15 protein-coding genes are annotated in these 21,565 nt (G+C 48.4%); 5 read left to right on the top strand and 10 right to left on the bottom strand.

Features of this window, described 5'->3' with window-relative positions:
* Positions 1–61: 61 nt before the first annotated feature.
* The 5 genes from RN22_RS16570 to RN22_RS16550 all read right to left on the bottom strand — a co-directional run bounded on the left by RN22_RS16570 (position 62) and on the right by RN22_RS16550 (position 6,626).
* Positions 62–1,702 (bottom strand): murein L,D-transpeptidase, encoded by a 1,641-nt coding sequence (locus tag RN22_RS16570; protein ID WP_046305901.1) that lies wholly within the window; start codon positions 1,700–1,702, stop codon positions 62–64.
* Positions 1,703–1,803: 101 nt separating this feature from the next.
* Positions 1,804–2,892: a DUF1513 domain-containing protein gene (locus RN22_RS16565; protein ID WP_046305900.1), complete on the bottom strand. Its 1,089-nt coding sequence runs from the start codon at positions 2,890–2,892 to the stop codon at positions 1,804–1,806.
* A 3-nt stretch (positions 2,893–2,895) separates the two neighbouring features.
* Positions 2,896–3,909, bottom strand: a complete 1,014-nt coding sequence (locus tag RN22_RS16560; RefSeq protein ID WP_046305897.1) for an imelysin family protein — start codon at positions 3,907–3,909, stop codon at positions 2,896–2,898.
* Positions 3,910–3,920: 11 nt separating this feature from the next.
* A complete protein-coding gene (locus RN22_RS16555; protein WP_046305894.1) occupies positions 3,921–5,297 on the bottom strand; it encodes a di-heme oxidoredictase family protein in 1,377 nt (458 codons plus the stop codon).
* 72 nt (positions 5,298–5,369) lie between these two features.
* On the bottom strand, positions 5,370–6,626 hold the full coding sequence (locus RN22_RS16550) for an imelysin family protein (RefSeq protein ID WP_046305892.1): 1,257 nt from the start codon (positions 6,624–6,626) through the stop codon (positions 5,370–5,372).
* 458 nt (positions 6,627–7,084) lie between these two features.
* Here RN22_RS16550 and RN22_RS16545 point away from each other — a divergent pair, with 458 nt between their 5' ends.
* The gene (locus RN22_RS16545) at positions 7,085–7,576 is read left to right on the top strand and encodes a MarR family winged helix-turn-helix transcriptional regulator (RefSeq protein WP_002540528.1); all 492 of its coding nucleotides are present in this window, start codon (positions 7,085–7,087) and stop codon (positions 7,574–7,576) included.
* A 39-nt stretch (positions 7,577–7,615) separates the two neighbouring features.
* Here RN22_RS16545 and RN22_RS16540 read toward each other — a convergent pair whose 3' ends face one another.
* Positions 7,616–8,500, bottom strand: coding sequence for a DMT family transporter (locus RN22_RS16540; protein ID WP_231590919.1), 885 nt, complete (start codon positions 8,498–8,500; stop codon positions 7,616–7,618).
* Between the two features lie 271 nt (positions 8,501–8,771).
* On the opposite strand from RN22_RS16540, the gene RN22_RS16535 reads away from it, so the two are divergent.
* Positions 8,772–9,998 (top strand): EAL domain-containing protein, encoded by a 1,227-nt coding sequence (locus RN22_RS16535; RefSeq protein ID WP_156168221.1) that lies wholly within the window; start codon positions 8,772–8,774, stop codon positions 9,996–9,998.
* Positions 9,999–10,023: 25 nt separating this feature from the next.
* On the opposite strand, the gene RN22_RS16530 is transcribed toward RN22_RS16535, so the two are convergent.
* On the bottom strand, positions 10,024–10,935 hold the full coding sequence (locus RN22_RS16530; RefSeq protein WP_046305887.1) for an aldo/keto reductase family oxidoreductase: 912 nt from the start codon (positions 10,933–10,935) through the stop codon (positions 10,024–10,026).
* 191 nt (positions 10,936–11,126) lie between these two features.
* Here RN22_RS16530 and RN22_RS16525 point away from each other — a divergent pair, with 191 nt between their 5' ends.
* The 3 genes from RN22_RS16525 (at position 11,127) to RN22_RS16515 (ending at position 14,984) form a co-directional block, all read left to right on the top strand.
* Positions 11,127–11,837, top strand: coding sequence for an aspartate/glutamate racemase family protein (locus RN22_RS16525; RefSeq protein WP_046305885.1), 711 nt, complete (start codon positions 11,127–11,129; stop codon positions 11,835–11,837).
* A complete protein-coding gene (locus tag RN22_RS16520; protein WP_046305883.1) occupies positions 11,834–12,340 on the top strand; it encodes a GNAT family N-acetyltransferase in 507 nt (168 codons plus the stop codon). Before RN22_RS16525 ends, RN22_RS16520 begins: the two co-directional genes overlap by 4 nt.
* 328 nt (positions 12,341–12,668) lie before the next feature.
* A complete protein-coding gene (locus RN22_RS16515; protein ID WP_046305881.1) occupies positions 12,669–14,984 on the top strand; it encodes a methyl-accepting chemotaxis protein in 2,316 nt (771 codons plus the stop codon).
* 64 nt (positions 14,985–15,048) lie between these two features.
* Here RN22_RS16515 and mukB read toward each other — a convergent pair whose 3' ends face one another.
* Genes mukB through mukF form a run of 3 tightly spaced genes read right to left on the bottom strand, consistent with a single transcriptional unit; the run spans position 15,049 to position 21,531 of the window.
* Positions 15,049–19,509 (bottom strand): chromosome partition protein MukB, encoded by a 4,461-nt coding sequence (mukB, locus tag RN22_RS16510; RefSeq protein WP_046305879.1) that lies wholly within the window; start codon positions 19,507–19,509, stop codon positions 15,049–15,051.
* On the bottom strand, positions 19,506–20,228 hold the full coding sequence (mukE, locus tag RN22_RS16505) for a chromosome partition protein MukE (protein ID WP_046305878.1): 723 nt from the start codon (positions 20,226–20,228) through the stop codon (positions 19,506–19,508). Before mukE ends, mukB begins: the two co-directional genes overlap by 4 nt.
* Positions 20,209–21,531 carry a chromosome partition protein MukF gene (gene mukF / locus RN22_RS16500; protein WP_046305876.1) on the bottom strand — a complete coding sequence of 441 codons (1,323 nt, stop codon included), beginning with the start codon at positions 21,529–21,531 and terminating at the stop codon, positions 20,209–20,211. Before mukF ends, mukE begins: the two co-directional genes overlap by 20 nt.
* Between the last annotated feature and the right edge of the window lie 34 nt (positions 21,532–21,565).

Here is a 21,565-nt window from a genome sequence, read left to right as displayed (position 1 = left end):
TAAAAATATGCAATTGTGGTAAGCATCACACTGACACTCACCACAATCCGGTTTGAAGCGGTTAAGACTGTTGGTTTTTAGCGGTTAATGAAAAGGCTGCATTACGCTTTGGGCGCGCGTCGTAGTGGTAGACGTCTTCACGAAACTGTACTTCACCGTCGTCATTCACCCATGCAGTCTGATAAATGGTATGAACAGGGATCTTCTTACGCAGCGATACCCACTTAGTCTCGGGAATACGCTGGTAATATTCGTAGTCGCCAAACTCCAACCCAGACCGGCTCAACAACACCTGCGCCAATATCTCCGCTTTCTGCACTCTGATGCAGCCTGAGCTGTATGCGCGGCGCGATTTGCTGAACAAACCTTTGGCTGGCGTGTCATGCAAATAGATAGCATTGCCATTGGGCGTATTGAACTTGTAGCGACCAAGTGCATTGAAGTTACCCGGCGACTGCTGAAGACGGTATGGGAAATTATTCGGGCTCACGCTCTCCCAATCAATCTCCTCAGAGGAAATCACGGACCCATTTACCCAGCTACTCAGGACGGTATAAGAGTGTTTATCCAAATATTCGTTGTCCTGTTGCACCTTAGGTAAAATGTCTTCACGCATGATCTTAACTGGCACATTCCAACTCGGATTAAAGACAACGGAATCTAGGCGCGATTCAAACAGTGGCGTCCTTCGGCTTGGTCGACCCACAACCACTTTGCTGTCGAGCACAAGTTGGCTGTCCATCCACAGTTCCATTTCGTAGTTTGGAATGTTTACCAGAATGATTTTTTCACGATCTGTCGGCCACAAACGCAGACGCTCCATATTCAAGGCAAGAATTTGGATCCTGGAGTTCACCGACATATTCAACCAACGACGCGTCTTGTTGCCGATAACACCATCTCGCTTCAAGCCATGTCTTTCTTGAAAACGTTTGACTGCTTCAACCAACACGGCATTGTAAAAACCCACTTGCTCTATCTTCAGGCGTTGCGCGTCATAGGTACTCAAAACACCCTGGCGCTCAAGATTGGTGATGAGGTTATCCGGATTTTCGAGCTTTGCGCCGTGCTTGATCAGCCCACCCTGCGTCACCTTCGGCCAGTACATGGATTCTTGATCCTGAAGAGCAACAATCGCTTTTGCCATTTCACGGTACTGAGGCGTATCCGGACGCAACTTAAACACAAACTCATAAAGTTCGTTTCTGCTGGCAGAAACAATCAGATTATTGGTTTGAGTGAGCGTTGGGCGCGGCAAAGCCTCACTGATATCCGTACCGAAATACCAACTCTTGCCAAATTCAGGAATCGATTCGATGTAGCCAATCAGTGCAAGAAGGCTGTCAGTGGCGAATACGTCGTACGCACGCCAGTCACCACTGGCTCTTAGCTGACGCAAGATAACCGCACGCCATTCAAAATCCTGACTGATCCCAGCCAGAGAGATAATGTTTATCTGGGTTTCAAGCTCGTCTTTCGCGCGGTAGTCGTGCCAGATAGGAGCATAAGAGAAATATTCATAAATTTTAGCGACGTCATAAGTGAAATTGACGACACCTGGTTCCGGCTCGGCCTGTTTGACCCACAGCACGGCTTCTTTAGAGACACTATTAGGTGACTCCATAGTTTCCAATGCGTTAGCGGCCAATGGCATGGCAACATATACAAACAGTGCCTTGATAAGCGTACGAGCAGAAAACATGCGCTACCTCCGGTTAGAGATCATAGTATGGCAAATGGCGCAATTTTCGTTGGCGGAATTTTTATGAATATTGGAAAACAAAGGGTTAGAAAAGCATCATCCTAAAGCATGACCCAATGATTATCCCAAACTACGCTAGAAGACTGAAAAGCAATACTTTTTTGATGATTACGTATGACTAATCGCCCACTACCCGCACTAAGAGCAAAGCGGTCCTTCACCGCAGCCGCACCCGAGGCATCGAACAATGATCCCATCTCAGTAAGTACGCCTGAGGCTAAGTCCCAAATTCCAAAACAATTTCCACGTGGAGAAGTCGCAACTATCTGCGATTCTGTACACGCAACACTGCCAATGTATTGCTGAAAACGCGTCCACTGTTCTCTACTGGCCTTTAAAGGGGTAATGTCACGCCTATGTTGTTTTATTGCCAATAATGGAACGATGTTCTCAGCGTCTCCTTGATATTGCTGCGCAATCACCACATCTCCTTTTGGGCTCAACGCCAGGTGGCGGATACTCAGTTTTGGATCTTCTAAGGTGTGTTTCTCTTTTACCTGTCCTGACTCGATATCCATCAGTACCAATGACGGTTGCATCGAATCCAGGTTCAATTTCTTCCTGCCTTCAGTGCGTATCCCACCAACAGCGACTGCCAGAGTAGTGCCATTGATAACCTTCATTTCATGAGGACCGATACCAAAGCCAGAAATTTCACGTATACGGGTCAGTGAGCCATCTCGATGGGTGTGATAAACGCCAATACTGCCTTCACTGGTTGCGATATCTCCTTCTACGACAAAGAGTTGGTTACCGAGTACGTCGCCGTGCCCGTAGAAGAATTTTCCAGCTGGCGGAGAAGTCGTGTGGAGAACTGCGCCTGTTTCCAGATCGACGCTTTCAATGAATTGTCCTGGACGCCGCGCAAACACATAGGCAAACGACCTATTCTGGTTTATTGCTATGCCGTGCCCACGCCCGGGTAATGAGGTTTGGAAGCAAACCTCTCCATTTGTATTTACTGCCGTTACCGCGAAACTTCCGTCTGATGCTTTGGCACAGCCAAGAAACGCTGGCTTGGCTTTATCGGCTTCATTCTGATAAACGCGCCAACCACCTGCTAAAGCTCCTGTAGTAAGCAAACCTAATGAAGACAATAGCAAGCGACGGCGTTTTTGGCTTACACTCACCCTTTAGTCTCCATCCGTTGAATTAAACCCAACCACCAAACCCAACGTTGGCCCTACTTCGTCACTCAGTGCGGTTTGCAGGTAATCGATGTTGTTTGCAACAATCATCAATGACTGATAACCCGACTTATCTGCCAACAGCGGTGCCATTGACATGCTTTCCGGCACACTTTTCACCGCAGACTCGAAATGGAAATCCAAACGGTTAGCAAGTTCGGTATGTCCTTTTTCAACCAACAGTGGTTGAAGAGTGGATTTGTAACGCTGTTGCAAAGACTTCAGTCCAGCCTTCAAAAACGCATTCGATTGACCAGAGCGCCAAGCCTGAGCCTGATAAGGCTTGGGGAAACCCGGCTTGCCCATTGGTAATGATAAGGTCTTTGAAATTGCATCGAGTTGGGAGGTCACGCTGCGAAGCATCTCTGCTTCCAGTTGCTTCCCAGTCAGGTCATTCCAAGGGTTGACCTGCCACGCGCTGTCCAGCGCCTCTGCTGATTTCACAGTACGACCGACTACCGACAGCGTAAGAGGACAACGCATTTTCATGGACTCGACATCTGCCCCGTCAAACAGCAACCATTCAATCGCCCCAAGCCCTTGCACAGCAACACTTTGCTGAGCCAGTTCGTCAGCAGTTGGAACCGCATCTTTCTTCAAAAGCTGGGTCAACTGGCGGCCCGTAGTGTTTTTCTTGTCAGGATAAAACTGGATGTTCCAACTGATCGACATCGCCGCTTCGTTGCCAGAATTCCCTCCCACAAAAGACTGCCAAGCGCTCATGGTTTCGATCCACTTGCTCTGGGCTTCATTTAGTGTTTCTTCAGAAGGTGCTTCGCAGAGTCCACTTACACTTCCTTCCAACGCTCGTGCAGCATCGAGAAATCGCTTAGTGGATTGCTTTTGCATATCCCACATTACCAAGTCACTCTCTTTCACTGCGGCTTCACTGAAACAACCCGATAATAGTGACAGCGTCACGCAAAGCGTTAGTGTTTTCATTGGTGATTGAATAAACATGGCTACCACTCCTACAACGAATTCAGGAACGCAATAAGGGCTTCGCGCTGGGTTTTATCGAATCCCAACACGTTTTGTTTGCTGCTCTCGGCTTCGCCGCCATGCCACAGAACCGCTTCCATTACGTTTCTTGCTCGCCCATCATGCAGATACTCGGTATGTCCATTCACTTCTTCGGTGTAGCCCAAGCCCCATAACGGCGCGGTTCGCCATTCCTGTCCGTTAGCAATGAATTCACCACGGTTGTCTGCCAATCCTTCGCCCATGTCGTGAAGCAGCAAATCCGTATAGGGATGAATGGTTTGATTGCTCAGAGCTGGCCTATCAGTGCGCTCTCCGGTTTGAAGCGTTGATTGATGGCAACTTTCACAGCCTGCGTCGGTGAAGAGTTTCTCCCCTAGTTGCACTTTGGGATCATCGAGGTTTCGACGCATAGGCACAGCTAGATGCTGGGAATAGAACTCAACGAAATTAAGCACTTTTTCTGTGACTTCAGGGTTACCGCCATTTGGCAGCCGTTCACAGAGTGTTTGGGCGGAAGTGCAATTCTCCGCTGGGAATAAAGCACTGGTTAAGCCAAGGTCGCCATTAAATGCCGCCGCGTTTTGCTGCATCAAGGTAGGCTGTCCAGCTTTCCACCCAAAGCGGCCAACGACGGTTTTTTCCTGCAGAACATCCCACACTTCATTTGGACGCCCTGATACGCCTTTGCCCTCGTTGAGTTGCGCTGCGGCAATATCTCTCATCGTTTGCTCAGTGACAGACTCAAGCAAACCAAGACCAATCATAGGTGGCGCGATACGAACAGATTTCTCTATCTGAGGGTGCATATCTCCGTAATTGAGCTCTTCGATAGTGATAACAGGCTTTCGAAGCTCTACTGAATAACCGTCTTTAAACGTTTCATTGTGTTTCTCGAAACGTAGAGCAATCCGACCTTCTGGCTTCTCCCCCGGAAGTGCGAAGTCCTGGAGTTGGCCTCCATAAACCGGGTCAGGAATGTTACCTGACATGATCAGCGCTTTTTTCTGGGCATCTGTCATTGCCGGAATACTAAGACGGATAAGCATAGATACGGCGTTGTCATCGCCTGGTTTAGGTAGATGACCGCGCCCATCTTTGATATGGCAGTTCTGGCAACCATTGGTGTTGAAAAGTGGGCCCAGTCCATCTCTTGCATCTGTCGAAGCAGGCGCACTTACCCAAGGGTTTCTGAAAAAGCTGTTACCGACGCTGAAGTCGATGCGCTCAATCATAGGAAGATTGGTGGCAGGTTGTGAGAAGGCATTGACACCTTGCTTGTTGGTCGTGGTATCTCCGCCGGATTTAATAGCAGAGGCGTTGGCGGAACAGGCAATAACAGCAAAAGCGAAAAGAATATATTTCATAACGACATTGAAACCAGCTAAACGACAGAAGCCTCCCGCGAGAGGAGGCTCAATAAGACACAAGAATCAAACTCAGAACTGATGATCAGCGCTGTCAGGGTTCAGGTTGGAAATCCCTAATTCCGCAGCGACCGTTTCAATACTGCGGGTTTGTTGAACCAATGCCGAAATGGCGTTGTTCACCAGCTTGTTACCATCAGCGTTGTCGGACGCAATAAGCTGGTCAAAATGCACATTATCTTTCTCAGCAGATTCTACGAGTTGGTAAACGGCAGTGCGGGCAGAATCGAAATCTGCTTTGATTTGTGTAGCCGCTTTATCGTTGTTCTTCTTCACCATATCCAGCAGGGATGGACCAGTCAGTTCAGAACCATCAATACGCTGATAAGAGCCAGTCAGTACGTTGTAGATACCCTGCTCGTTGTAGTAGTGAGAGTTGTGCGTGTTGTCAGAAAAACAATCATGCTCGTCTTCCGTCGAATTCGCCTCTAAAGCGACTTTCATGCGCTCGCCTGCCAACTCACCGAGTGAAAGTGAGCCCATGCCAAACAGCATTTTACGCAGACCGTTTGTGGTATCTTCTTTCAAAAGGGTTTCGCGGTAGTTACCTGACTCATTCGCAGACCATTGTTTTTCCATCCAAGTTAAATCTTCGATGAGCAAATCAGAAGCGGCTTTCAGGTACTCACGTCGACGGTCACAATTGTTGTTGGTACATTCTTCGCCATAGGCAAAATCAGTGTAAGGACGCTCACCTGCGCCAGATAGAGTGCCATTCAGATCCTGACCCCAAAGCAAGAATTCAATAGCGTGATAACCTGTCGCTACGTTCGCTTCGGACCCACCAATTTCATTCAAAGAAGCCAATAGCTCAGGCGTAATAGTGGTGACATCCAGCTTCTCGCTACCCACCTGAATGCTAGTGTTAGACACGATATTCGCAACTGCACCACCATTACCAAGCTCGTATTGATAATCCGTTGCTACATAGTCGATCAGGCCTTCATCCAGTGGCCAAGCATTCAGCTGACCTTCCCAGTCGTCCACAATAGCGTTACCAAAACGGAATACTTCAGATTGTTGATAAGGTACGCGTGCAGCAACCCAAGCCGCTTTTGCAGCATCCAGGTTGGCTGGAGATGGAGATTCGATGAGTGCTTCAATCGCGGAATCCAGCTTCACCGCAGATTGTTGCGCGTCACTGTAAACAGCATGAGCTAGATTTGCGTAGTGGTTAACGACTTCGTCCGGCGTTGCCGCCATTGCAGTGGTTGAAACAGAAGAAAGAACCCAAATAGAGCTGGCAATAGCCAAAGTGGAGCGCTTCATAATCATTCCTTGAATGCATGTGGTTGTAACAAATTGTTGCGTTCGGCAACAATTATTACATTCACATTCGAGTAAATTCAAATGATATTGATAGTTTTTATCATTTAGATTAACCAGACATAATCATTCGTTGAAGTTTTGGGACTTTCATTTTATTTCAAGGATGAATGAGAGGTTCGAGAGAAGGTTCGTGTCACATCGCTTGAGACAGATTGAGCCTTGGGTGTAAGGTTGACCTAAAGTTAAGGTGAGAAATACAAGTTAATATCCGATAATCGCTGGGATTTTTCCTTCAACAACGGCGCACATTCTGCTGTGAATCAGTGATGAAAGTCTCCGTCTTTTACGCTTATTGCCCTATCAGCAATATTCCTGTGTAAAAGGTCTTTAAATCTTGATCTTTTATACCGATAATTCCCGCGATTTTTAACATCCTGCTGTCTAAAGGAGAGGCTTCTATGGAGAAGCACGAAGAGGTTCTGGTTGCACTACGACAAATCATCCGCGCTATCGATCTGCATTCTAGAAAACTGAATAAAGAAGCAGGTTTGACAGGACCCCAGTTGGTTCTGATGCGTGCAATCCAGGAACTGGGCGAAGTCACCATTCGTCAGCTTTCCAACCACACCAACATGAGTCAGGCAACAGCGACCACGATTCTTGATCGCTTGGCCAACCGTAACCTGATTGTGCGTGTGAGAAGTAATCTGGATAAGCGTAAAGTTCATGCCCATTTAACACCTGAAGGTGTGAAAGCATTAGAGCAGGCTCCAAAGCCTTTGCAGGAAAGCTTCATTTCCCGCTTCCAGTCTCTCGAAGAGTGGGAACAGTCGCTGCTGATATCTTCTGTTCAGCGTATCTCTTCGATGATGAACGCTGACAACATTGACGCAGCACCGCTTTTGGAAGTGACACCTCTGACATCTGCCGAGCCTGTGCGCTCTGAGTGATGAAAAACAGGATCGAAAAGAGCCCATTTGGGCTCTTTTTTATGCGCGCTTTTCCCTTCTTCCGAAGTTCACTATTCCCGTCGTTAGGGCAGTACCAGCAAAGATCGTTAATCCCCCCGCCAACATTCTCGGTGTGATGATTTCCCCTAGGAAGGCAACACCCCAAACCGCCGCAAATAGCGGAATAAGGAAAGTGACTGCGATCGTATTGGTTGGCCCTACCCTGCTAATCAACCTAAAAAACAGGATGTACGCGAAGCCCGTAGATGCAATCCCCAGGATGGCAGCAGCGATCCAGGCTGCAGAATCTGGCGCAGTTTCTGGCCAAAAAAGCAGTCCCAAAGGCAATAGAACAATTGTTGATCCAACCTGACTCCCTGTTGCAGTCACCAATGGTGGAACACCGGTCAGGAATCGCTTGGTATAAATCGCGGAGATGCCATACATCAAAGTAGCGCCCAGCACAGCAACGACCGGCCAACCCAGACCTTGATCGCCAAAATCCAGCTTGCCCCAAACCAGAATGATCACCCCTAGTACACCCAGTAACAAACCCAATATCCGATCACGGTTCAGCGACTCGCCAAGCCAAAGATAGGCAATAATCGCCCCCCAGATAGGCGAGCCTGCATTCACAATAGATGCAAAACTCCCGGTCACACTGACCATGGCATAGGCAAAAAGAATAAATGGAATGGCCGAACTAAAAAGCCCAACGACACAAGCGTGAAACCAATGCTCACGGAAAGCGGCGGTATGCCCTTTGAGTTGTAATAGCGGAAGCAAAAACAGTGCGCCGAGGCCAACTCGCACCAGTATCAAAGCAAATGGGCCAAAGTCCGGCACTGCATAACGAATAAGGATGAATGAGCCTCCCCAAAGTGCAGCGAGTAGCATTAACTCCATCACATCCAGTTTTTTCATTTCCATATTTTCCTGCCAATAAACCGTACGGTGAAGCGTATCCGAAGAGTCACAAAACCACTGGCCGGATACGGTACTCTCTACTGCTCACAATAAAGACACTATTTTTTATGTGGATTAAATTAGCCTCCGAACCACTAACCTTTTCAAACCATTGAATATTTGCATTAGACGCTGCTAAAACATAGAAATCCACACATTCAGACCTGATTGAAATTTGGCTTTAAGCATCTAGTTTTATATTTGATAACCGAAAATCTTATGTGGAAGATTGCCTGTGGAAAGAAGCATTCTCGTCGTTGACGATTCTGAAGCTATTTTACTGATGGTGAGATCTCTATTATCAGAAATTGGTGAGAATAATGTTCACACTTTCAGTAACCCCCACAAAGCGTTAGAAGAACTACGTCGCGCGCCCAACAAATATGATATTGTATTCACCGATCTCAACATGCCTTCCGTTGATGGAATGGCCGTGATCAGAGCTTTAGGAAAAATGAAATTTACCGGAGGTGTCTCAATCGTGTCTGGGCTGGACGCAAGGATTATTGAACTGGCGAGTTCAATTGCTCGTCAGCAGCAGGTTTGTCTGTTGGGCAATATTGCAAAGCCCATTAAAAAAGATGCACTGCAGCTCACTCTGGACAGATTGACTCACTTTGAAGAAAGAAAATTTCTGGACTACCAGAGAATGTCTCCCTCTGAGCTCATCGACTGTATTACGCACCGACAGGTAATACCCTACTATCAACCAAAATTGAACTCACAAAACAATCGCGTAGAAGGTCTGGAAGTTTTAGCTAGAATTCAAAAACCAGGTGAATCCAACGCTATTTTACCGGGCCGTTTCATACCAACAGCCATTGAAAATGACTTGATTGACCTCCTCACAATGCAGCTGGCTGAGATGACAGCGTCAGACATTAAAGAGCTGTCAGATATCTTTGGAGAAGATGTCACGATAAGCCTCAATTTATCAGCATCACAACTGGCTGATTTGGAAGTGCCCAACCGCTTGGAGTTTCTGTTTGAAGCACACGGTATCGACAAGTCCCGCGTCACTCTGGAAATCACAGAAGAATATGCGCTTAAAAGCTCTGAACAAATGGAGTCTCTTAACAGACTGAGAATTCGGGGACACGGTGTATCACTTGATGACTTCGGCACAGGTTTCACCAACATCCAACAACTGCGCACATTGCCTTTCACCGAGATTAAAATCGACCGAACCTTGATAAGCAAAATTCATCAGGACCAGTTCAGCCAGGTTATTGTTCAGTCATTGGTGAATATTATGGATAAGTTCGATGTCCAATTAGTTGCTGAAGGAATCGAACAAATCGAAGAGTTTGAGTATTTGCATTCCAACTACCCAGAGATGTTGCTCCAAGGCTTTATCATATGCCGCCCTAGACCCATAGAGTCGCTAAGAAGTTGGTACAACAGTTGGTTGAAAGGAATTGGCGCCAACATAAGTTCAGATGGAACCAACCGCTGACGCCGAAGTGCAAATAAGAAATGGTCTACGGCACACCGTGGCCTTTGCTTGCAACCCAAATGCGATACCACTGCTCACGACTCAGTTCGACTGACATTGCTCGCACAGCAGATTCCACGCGTTCAATCTTACCCGAACCAACGATTGGCAAAGGCTGACTTGGATGACGGATAACGAAGCCATAAATCACCTGCTCCATCGTTACACCCAGTTCCTCAGCAATTTCTGTCAACGTTGCTCTTAGACGAACGGCTTGCTCAGAATCCGAAGAGAAGATCTCCCCTCCGCCCAAACAAGACCACACCATTGGACGAACACGCAATTGCTGCATTAAATCCAGAGTACCATCATGTGCGACGTCGAAATTAATTGGATTAATTTCGACCTGATTCGTTACCAACGGTTTATCCAGGCGGGATTGCAGCAGGTTAAACTGAGAAGGTGTAAAGTTAGAGACCCCAAAGTGCTTCACCTTACCGGCGGTATGAAGCTTCTCAAATGCACCAGCCACTTCATCGGCATCCATCAAACAATCAGGGCGATGGATCAAGAGCACATCCAGACTATCCACGCCAAGACGGTAAAGACTGTTGTCTACTGACTGCAGAATATGCGCTTCTCCTGTGTCGTAGTGGTTAATTTTGCGTTCGGGTGCACTCTGACTCACCAGCTTGATGTCGCACTTGGAGACAATCTCCATGCTATCGCGTAATGAAGGCTCCAGCTTCAGCGCTTCACCAAACAGCGTTTCGCATTGATAGCCACCGTAGATGTCCGCGTGGTCGACCGTGGTAATGCCAAATTCAAGGTGCTTTTTAATAAAGGTCAGGCGCTCTTGTGGAGACATTCCCCACTCACCCAGTCGCCAATAACCTTGAACAAGCTCCGAAAGCTCTGGCCCTTGCGGTGCTATTTGTGCCCGTTTAATCGCAGTCACTCAACCTACTCCTGTTATTTGAGTACCTCCTTTGCAACATGAGCAAAGGTGGAAAGCCAACAATGTAACATGGGCCGCAAATTGAAAGCACTTTGCCGTCCAAAAAATGATTCAGTTCAGCGTCCAAAAAGTGTTTTATTTCCTCAGCTTGTTCGATATATATTCGAGAAGACCCGCGTAAGGATACGAATATGAAAACCATTGGCTTAATTGGCGGAATGAGTTGGGAGTCGACAGCGACTTACTACAGGTTATTGAACCAATATACTCGGGAAGCTTTAGGTGGCCATCACTCCGCGAAAATCCTGATGAGCAGCGTCGATTTCGCCGAAATTGAGGCTCAGCAACGCGCTGATGCCTGGGATGAATCTGCAAAACAATTAGCAAGAGAAGCAAGAAAGCTTGAAGCCGCAGGCGCTGACTTTATGCTGATTGGTACCAACACCATGCACAAAGTGGCTTCTGAAGTTCAAGACGCGATTTCCATTCCTCTCCTGCATATTGCCGATGCAACCGCTCAGAAGCTCAAAGAAGATGGCATCAAGCATGTTGGTTTGTTGGGCACACGCTTCACCATGTCACAGCCATTCTACAAGGAGCGTCTTACTTCCCACGGTATTCAGGTGACTGTTCCGGAAGGCTGGCATCAGGACATTGTTCACGAAGTTATCTACCAAGAACTGGTTCAAGGTGAGGTAAACACGCATTCCCGCAAACAGTATCTTTCTGTTATCGATGCACTTAAAGCCCGTGGGGTTGAAGGTATTATATTGGGATGCACTGAAATAGGGTTGTTGATCCAGCAGCAGCATACTCCTATTCCTCTCTATGACACCACTGAACTGCATGCAGAAGCAGCAGTTAAACTAGCACTGTCTGAGTTCAGCAAGGACGCAGTATGACAATTCGAGCAGTACAGGCCGGAGATCTTCAGGCCATTAACGACATCTACAACCACTATGTGCGTGAAACCTCGATCACTTTCGATTACGAGCCATGGACAATCGAACGACGTCAAGTCTGGCTGGAAAAGCTGAGAAACAGTGAGGGTTACTACCATGTACTGGTCAAAGAGAACGAGCATGGCGAAGTGATTGGATTTGCCTATAACAGCGAATTCAGGGAAAAACAGGCCTACAAAGTCAGTTCTGAAATCACGATCTACCTCCACCCCGGCGTGCGTGCCAAGGGTTTAGGATCAGCACTGATGGAGGCTCTTTTGGACAAAATGTTATCTTCTCCGATATCCAGAGCTTATTCTGTGATTACTTTACCGAACCCTGCCTCTATAAAATTGCATGAAAAGTTTGGCTTTCAACAGGTTGGGCTATTGACTGATGTTGGCTACAAATTTGACCAGTATTACTCCGTTGCCATTTTAGAGAAGTCAATAAATAACAAATAAATACATAACCTCATTCATTATCAACACATTTTAAAGTGGGCAAAGGCTTATAAACTTTGTCCAATTCCTCTTACCCACCGCAAAAACCGAAAAGGCCATAAAGTCATACAATCCCACCAACAAACCTCCACATTTACCGTATTTCACTTCTTAATTTTAATTTCTATCCCTCTGTTTTTAATAATGAAAACTAATTCCCTTCACTTTCATTACCTTAATGAGCCCGCACAAAGATTCCTGTGCGAAGTAAACAATTTGTCAAAAAGTTTTCCTACACTTTCAAGAAACCTATTTGGATCGCATGTCTCTTTTATGGAGCAAGGTGACAATGAGAATTTCTACAAAAATTAAAGCCGCATTTATCGCAATCAGTGCTATCGCTGTCATTGCGACAGCGAGTTTACTCACAGCAACTGCCATCAATACTTCCTCATTAGCGATTGAACATCAGTTGGAGAATCAACTGCTTTCAGTCAGAGAAGTGAAAAAAGCGGAAGTGCAAGATTATTTCGTCAACATCAGTAAACAGCTCACCAATCTGGCCAACTCAACCATGACAGAAGATGCCATGGTTCAATTTGCGAAAAGCTTCCAAAGTGTCACCACAGAGACGTTCCCAACCACGGAGCAGGGAGACATTCTCAAGAACTATTACCAAAATGAATTTGGGGCTACGTACAGAGAAACCAATAATGCCAGTACAGATGCCCTCTCAAACCTCGACAGCATTGGTCAAAACGGATTGCTTCTGCAACAGGCATATATCGGTTTAAACGAACACCCACTCGGTAATAAGCACCTGTTAGACAAGGCAAGCGATGGCACGACTTACAGTGAGGTTCACGAGGTTTTTCACAACAATTACCGCACCTTTCTAGAGTCATTTGGTTACTACGACATCTTTCTGGTCGATAACTCTGGCAATATCGTGTACTCAGTTTTCAAAGAGCTCGACTTCGCGACCAACCTCCAAACAGGCCCTTACAAAGACAGCGGTCTTGCTGAAGCGTTTACTGGTGCGAAAAGTTTAGGCAAAGGCGAGTTTTCCTTTGTCGATTTCAAGCCCTACTACCCTTCCTACGACAGCCCCGCTTCTTTCATTGGATCCCCCATTGTAAAAGATGGAAAAAACATCGGTGTACTCGTTTTCCAAATGCCCATTGATACGATTAACACAATTATGACTTACCACGGTAAGTGGCGAGAAGATGGGTTGGGAGAGTCCGGGGAGTCTTTCTTGGTTGGACCAGACGGCCTGATGCGCTCTCAAGCTCGTATGTTGGTTGAAGATAAAGAAGAATACCTCAAACTACTTGCCACATTTGGCGTGCCACAGAAACAGGTCGACCGCATTGCCACAACAGAGTCTTCTGCAGGGCAGCAGCCTATAGATTCAACATACGCGAGCCAGGCGCTTGCAGGTGAAAAAGGCTTCGTTGCTACGGAGAATCATCTTGGTAGCAATGTATTCGCTGCCTACACACCGATAGATATTCTTGGCACCCAATGGGCGCTGATTTCAGAGATTAACAAACAAGAAGCGCTGTTCGAGGTTCACGCTCTTGAGTCCACTTTGTATCAGGCGGCAGCTCTTACAGGCGTCGTGATTATTGCTATTGCTATCATTTGCGCTTGGGTGATTGCTTCAAGCATTAATAAGCCGATTGCCAATCTCACCCAACGTATCACCAGCATCGCCAAAAACCATGACCTCACGATGCGTTTGGATGCCAGCGGAAAGGATGAAATTGCACAGCTTTCGTCATCAATGAACACCATGCTTGATGACTTTATGACGGTTATCAAAGGCGCAGATGCCACCGTCAAAGCACTTGGCGACGCATCTTCGGATATCCAACAAAACATCAGTTCCATGCGCGGTGAGGTTGACCAACAAGCCTCTAATTCAAGCCAGGTGGCTACTGCCGCAACAGAGATGAACGCATCAATTTCAGAAGTCGCGAATTTTGCCAATACCGCCTCAGAGTCTTCTGAGAGTGTGGTGCAGTCAGTGCGCAAAAGCGCCGATGTCGGTAAGCAGTTGGTCAACGAAATTTCGTCGTTGTCTGACAAGATGAACGAAGCAACCCAATCCATGGAGCAACTGTCAGCCGAAAGCCACTCAATTGGCTCCGTGCTTGATGTGATTCAGGGCATCGCTGAACAAACTAACCTCTTGGCACTGAATGCCGCGATAGAAGCAGCGCGTGCGGGTGAACAAGGACGCGGTTTCGCGGTGGTTGCTGACGAAGTGCGTTCGCTAGCGATTCGAACCCAAACATCGACAGAAGAAATCCGTGCCAAAGTAGAATCACTTCAGGCGGAAACAGACAAAGTGGTCAACGGAATCAGAGGTGCCAATCAGTTTGTGGCAAGCAGCGTAGAAAACTGTAACCGAAACAACGAAATGCTGGCACAAATTGAAGGCATGATGGTCGATATTAATGACATGAACACCCAAATTGCCACAGCGGCGACGGAACAGTCTTCAGTGACGGAAGAAATTTCGATGAACGTGACGAATATTGCCCGTTCTTCCGAAACTGTCTCGGAGAAAACGGTCAATACCGATGGCACAGCCATCAGTATTAATGAACAGGCAAAGAAACTCACCGAACAAATCGGGATGTTCAAAATCGCATAGCCCATGTTGCAGAAAAACAAAGGCCAGCATATTTGCTGGCCTTTTCGTTCTGTTTGAATCTCGCTTACTCAGCGATTTCCAATGCTTCCTGAATCGGGGGGTTGGTTTTCGCCATCTCTCCAAATCCACGCAAACCGACAACGTGCACGTGTTCTTTATCGTTAAAGATCTTACGTACCAGTTTGTAGGTGGTGCCCTGCTCTGGGCTGATGTTTTCCGGCGCTGCAATCAAAAGCTGCATATCCAGACGATGACAAAGCTCGAACAGGGTCGAGATTGACTTCGCATCCAGACGCGCTGCCTCATCAAGGAACAGCAGACGACAAGGAATCACATCTTTGCCGCGCAGACGGCGGGATTCTTCTTCCCAGCTCTGCACCACCATCAACAGAATAGCCTGACCCGTACCAATTGCTTCACCTGTCGACAATGCGCCGGATTCCGCTTGCAGCCAACCGTCAGTACCACGGTTAACTTCAATACCCAGTTCCAGATAGTTACGGTAGTCCAGCAACTCTTCACCCAGAATCTGAGGAGAGCGTTGACCCAGATCGATATGCGGGTTCAAACGTTGGAACAGTTTTGCCATCGCTTCAGAGAAGGTCAGACGGTTGTTACCAAACAAGTCTTGATGCTGTTCAGCTTTCTCCGCCAAGCCTTCTAACAATTGCGCGTGGGTATCACGAATCGACACGTTCAGGCGCACGCCCTTCACCTGACCAAAGGCAATGTTAGACAAGCCTTGGTTCAACAGGCGAATACGATTTTGTTCGCGCTGAATGGTCTTGCGGATAATGTTCGCCACAGACTCTGAACTGATCGCAAGACGCTTCTCGCGCTGAGTCAGTTCTTCCGTCAAACGTGCCAGTTCCACTTCCATTTCTTCAATCGCTTCAACCGGATCGTCGGTACGAATGATGTCATGACGGATACGCTCACGAAGATGCTGGTAAACCGCCACATAGAACAGAACCTTACGCTCAGGACGTGCCATGTCTTCCGATGCACGCAATGCATCACGCAGCGTTTCATTGTCTGCGACTGCCAGACGCAACGCACCCAAGGATTTATCCGACAATGAACGCAGTTCGTCAGCAGACATGTACGCCATTTCACGACGGTTAAGCTGCTTCTCTACGTTACTGCTGCGGGCAATCTTGAGTACATCCATCCAACCCGCTTTCGCATTGACGACGAAAGTGCGCAGTTCAGTGTATTCTTTGCTGGCTTTCTTCAGCGTTTTCACCAGAGACTTCATCTCCAGCTCAATCGAGGTCAGGCCTTTTTCCAGCTCGCTCTTGCGGCTACGCGATTGTGATAGCTGCGCATTTAGCTCGTCACGACGAATACGTGCTCGCTCTTCCGCTTCTACATCGGCGCGAACACCCAGCTCAACCAATTCACGTTTGAATTCAGCAACCGTTTCTTGTTTCGCTTGGTGCGAGCTCTTCAGAGACGCCAGAAGCTGGTTGTATTGGTTCACCTGATCGCGAACCTGCTTCACGTGTTCACGTGAACGGGTACGGGCGCGCTCAGCATCTACCAGCTTAGCTTTCAGCTGTTCATTCAGTTCGCTGCTCTTATCAAGAAGCTCAACCGCGTCGGCGTATCCAAAGTGGTGGCGACGCTCGACCAAATCAGACAGTGCGAAAAGCGTTTTCTTCAGCGATTGCAACGCTTCGTCCGCTTGCTGGTATGCAGCGTTCAGTGCATCAAACTGTTCTGGGTCGGTATCCAGCGTTGAAACCAGATTCTCCAACTCAGCGAGTGCTTTGCCATGCTCACGGGTGAAGTGGCGAGCTTCGTCTGCCTGAGACAGGCGGCTTTCCACTTCTTCCAGACGACCTTCCAGCGTTTCGTCTTCAAGCGCGTTAACGACGTGCTGAAGTTTGTTCAGAAGTGCAATCGCTTCTTTCGAACCGGTCAGTTGGCTACGAACCTGCTGCTCGCTCTCGCGAAGCTGAGCCAGTTGACGCTGAACACTGCCACGTTTTTCACGCAGGTCTTTCAGTGCCGCTTCTGGATCTTCGTTGAATGCGACGTTCATGTGGTTCGACACGAACTGATTGAAGCTTTGGGTCAAACGTTGAAGCTTCTGCGCATCAAACGAGGCTTTGGCGTAGTTTTCGACTAACTCTTCACGCTTCTCACGTAAGATTTCTAAACGGTGCTCACGCGCCGCACGGCCAAATAGCGGGATTTTCGGGAAGCGAGAGTAACGAAGCTGACGGTCGTTCAGGTGAACACAAACCGCATCTTCCAGCTCTTCAACATCGAATACGCTATCGTCAAAACCGTCTGCATCACCTTCGATGATGTAGAGATCTTCCGGGCAATCATCCAGATCCAGCAGCTTCTCTTTAATACCTTTCAGATCAGGTACAACAATCGCGTGACGTGCCGGGCCATAAAGCGCCGAGAAATACGGAGCATCATCAATGGTGATGTCATCGTAAATCTCAGAAAGCAGCGTGCCACCCAGTGTGTCAGCCAGAGATTGGAGACGCGCATCGTCGCTACCGCCTGGCTGCGCCAGACGTTCGATTTCTGCTTCCAGCGCTTGTTTCTCAGCTTGCAGCTTATCGCGGGTCGAGATAGTTTCACGCTCATCCGCCATCACGCGCTGCATGGTATCCAACACTGCCTGATTGTCGTAAAGCTCAGCTTCAGTCTGTTCTGCCAATTTCTCCAGCGCTTCTTGCGCGGCAATCCAGGCTGGCGCGACTTTTTCGAACTCAACCGCTTTAGCATTGATTTCGTTTTCGCTGCGTTGCAATTCGCGGACTTTCTCCGCTTGTTCGCCAACCGCTTCTTCTGCGGTTTCCAGACGTTCTTGTTGACGCGCCATTTCCAACTCAACCGCTTCTTCCGAAGCCACGGTTTCGTTGAACTGACGATGATACTGCTCAGACAGAGTTTTCGCCTGCTGGAAACTGCGCATCTGACGTTCAAGGTCGCGATGCTGTGAAGCTAGCTGTTCAGCATTTGCCGCAAGATTCGCGAATTCACGGCCTTTTGCGATCACTTCGCGGGCTTTCGCGCCTGCGTCAGAACGTTCGACTTCGCCAGCGATGCTGCGCACTAATTCAAGGCCACGCTCGAACTGTTTAGCTGCGGCAGAAGACAGATCCAACTTGTGTTTCAGGCTTAAAAGCTCAGAGGTTTGTGCCTCTTCCTGCGCTTTCAGAGAACCCAAATATTCCGTTGCGTTTTCTTGTGAAAGCTTGTTATTACCGGTTAGTTCACGGGCTTTTTCCAGCGCTTTCACCGCTTGCTGATATTGCAGCGCGCGGGTTTGCTGCATATCCAGCGCTTGTTGGTAGTCAGCAAGCTGGGTTTTCAGGCTATCCACTTCTTCTTCAGAAAGGTGTGCCTGCTCTTCCGCCATCGCGAGTTGTTCTGTGGCTTCTTCCACCACCATGATCTGCTCTTCGAGACGGACTGCCAGCTCTTCCAAGTCTTCCTGATAGCGCTCAACTTTCTCTTGCTGACGTACTGCCGTCTGAACCAATTGCAGATGGTCAGACGCGGCTTGATAGTCCTGTTCTAAGTGAGTCTGGCTATCTGTCAGTGCATCCAATTCATCCGTCATGCGGCCAAATGTGGATTGGAAATCATCCAACTGGCGGCGAGAGCCCAACAGTTCGCCGCGGCGCTGCAGTGCCAGCTCGAGCTTTTTGCGACGCTCGTTGGCATGGCGCATGTAGTCAGACGCCACATAGTTGGTCGATTCAGTGATCAGGTGCTTGAACAGGTCACGGTCACGCTGGGTCAGCTTGATGGCTTCCAGCGTCATACGGTTTTCACGAAGTGCCACTTCCATATCCTGGAAGGCTTTCTTCACGCCGCCGTTCTGTGGCAACAGGTAATCACGGAGGGATTTGGTAATCGCGCTCGAAATACCGCCGTAAAGCGATGCCTCAATCAGGCGATAGAACTTAGAACGATCGCTGCTGTTACGCAGCTTTTTCGGCAAAGCTCCGAACTCGAACATCTGCGCGTGATAATCAGTCACGGAGTTGAACGCTTTGTAATGCGCCGTATCGTAGTCTGCCAGCGCGTCTTTCACCTCGTTCAATTGACGAACACGAACCTGATTCGCAGACACGTTTTCGATCAGGATGTCAGTTGGCTTCACACCAGATGGCAAGCCCTGAACGATGAAAGGCTTGATATCAACTTTCTTATCGCGGCCCGCCACTTGTTGCAGACGAACACCGAACAGAATACGTTGGTTACGCGAGTTCACCACATCCAGCGCGGCATAACAGGCGCCCGGCTTCAATTTACCGTGCAGGCCTTTATCACGTGACGCGTTAGAACTGCCCGCTTCTGTGGTGTTGCGGAAATGCAGCAGGCTTTGGTCAGGGATCATCGCGGTGATGAACGCAGCCATGGTGGTGGATTTACCCGCACCGTTACCGCCAGAAAGCGTCGTGACCAGGTTGTCGATGTCAAAAGTACGGGCAAAGAAACCGTTCCAGTTGACCATAGTCAGCGATTGGAATTTACCGCGTTGGGTCATGCCTGAACCTCCTGATCATCATCTTCACGCTCTTCGTCGTGTTCTTCATCTTTCAGCAGGCTTGATTGAGCATGCTCTTGGGTGTGGATAACGGCTTCACCATCACGGATCAGACGCAGTTGTGCTTCGCGGATATCGTCTCCCGCACGCACATCGGCACCGAAGCGGAATGTCGCTTCGCTCACGCGAAATTTGCCGTTCTCACCGATTGGCACAATCATGCCCAAACGGCGAAGACGACGCAGTGAGGTCTTCACTTTGTCGAACAGTTTTTCACGGTCCAAGTCAGAGCCAGATGCACGCAGTGTCACCAACTTCATCAGTTTTTTCTCATCTGCCAGTGTCAGCAGCTCATCGAACAGTTCTTGAGTGGTGAAAATACCTTCCTGTGCCAAACGCTCTGGGCTCAGATAAAGGAAACACAGCACCTTACCCACCAGCATGTCGAGTTCGGACAGCACTGCGCGTCCGATCAGCGAGGTTGAACGAGGGCGCAGGTAAAAGAAGCCTTCCGGCGCTCGCACCAACTCAGCGTTATAACGCTGGTAGAAATGCTGCAACGGGTTTTCGAATTCAATCAGGTATGCATGATTGTCCAGATCTTCGCTGGCAATATGGCGGCCAGCACGCAGCGCACTATCCAAAGCCGGGAACAAAGGATTGGCAATCGCTTTGGCCAATTCTTCCGGCATAAATTCTTCAATATTTATCGATGACATTCGCTTGTACCTTGGCTCCATAATCGTTAATTGCCTGCCAGTCCGGCTGAATCGCACTCAAGTCAGATTGCGAGTAACCAAGGCGAACCGCTTGGTTGATCACAATGCGTGCTAAGTCGAAGTGGCGTGCTTGTGGGTGTTGAGCCAGATAGTTTTTCAGTACCACGCCCAAATCTATGCCCTCGCCCGTCGTACGGTGACGAGACAGCATGTCAGAGATTTGGTCGCTCAATTGGTCGTTAACCAGTGTCAGTTCCTCAAACTCGACTTCTGCCGGCATTTCGCCTGTCACTTCGTCATCACGAAGTACCAGTGCTTCGTCACGCATATCGCGTAGACGCTCTGCATCGGCAAAGGTCAGGAACCATGGGTTATCGAAGTATTCTGTCACCGACTGACGAAGACGCTGGCTGAACGCGCGGTTCTTGTCCATATCGATGGCATTACGAATAAACTTGTGAACGTGGCGGTCGTAACCGATCCACAGATCAATCGCCTGCTGGCCCCAGTTCACAATGCGATCGAGCTTCATTTGCAGGTTGTAGATCATGGCATCAACGAAATCTAAATCGTCACGGCCTTGTACCTGCTCCTGAATATTCAAAAGCTGGGTTTGTAGCTGATCCCCGGCAGATTGCAGGGTGTCCTGAAGTTCGCGGAGTGTGCTGGAGGTTTCGTTCAGCAGTTGCTCACAGTTGGCAATCGCAGCCTGCCAGTCTTGGTTCAACAGCGCAGCAATGTCTTCTTTCACTTTCTGCTGCTGTTCATCCATGGTGCGCTGGTTCAGATCGATACGATCGAAAATTTCGGCCACTGAATACTTCAGTACGCCATAAACATTCTTACGCCAGAAATCTGCATCACCATCTTCTGCGGCAGCGGTCAGGGCTTTATCAATCTCGTCTGCCACCATGGACAGTTGGATAGAAAGCTTGAGAGAGCTGTATTCGCGGTGACGCGCATAGTAATCGCTGATACCCAGTGCCAGCGGTGTGAGTCGGTAAATACTCGCACCGTCCGTCATTTCACTGGTGAAACGACTTAGCAGGCGGCTGCGTACCAAGTCGTTGATGGCATTGTTCGCACGAAACGCGATGGTTTCGCTAGCTTGATCGAATTGGTCACTGACGATACGGAATGCATCAATCAGCTCCCCTTCCCCTAGCTCCTCCTCGTAACGCTCGCTGCTGAGTACAGCAACGGCAAGGAGAAATGCCAGCCGTTCCGGCGGCAGATTGAGGGAGAAGTCGTTCGTTTTCACCCAACCAACCAACTCAGGAACAGTCTGAGAGAATTCGCTCATCCGTTTTCCTTGTTGTATACGTGTAATCTTGTAA

This window comes from Grimontia sp. AD028 (assembly GCF_000973155.1).
GTDB classification, from domain to species: domain Bacteria; phylum Pseudomonadota; class Gammaproteobacteria; order Enterobacterales; family Vibrionaceae; genus Enterovibrio; species Enterovibrio indicus.
This window is presented reverse-complemented; position numbering and strand designations above follow the sequence as displayed.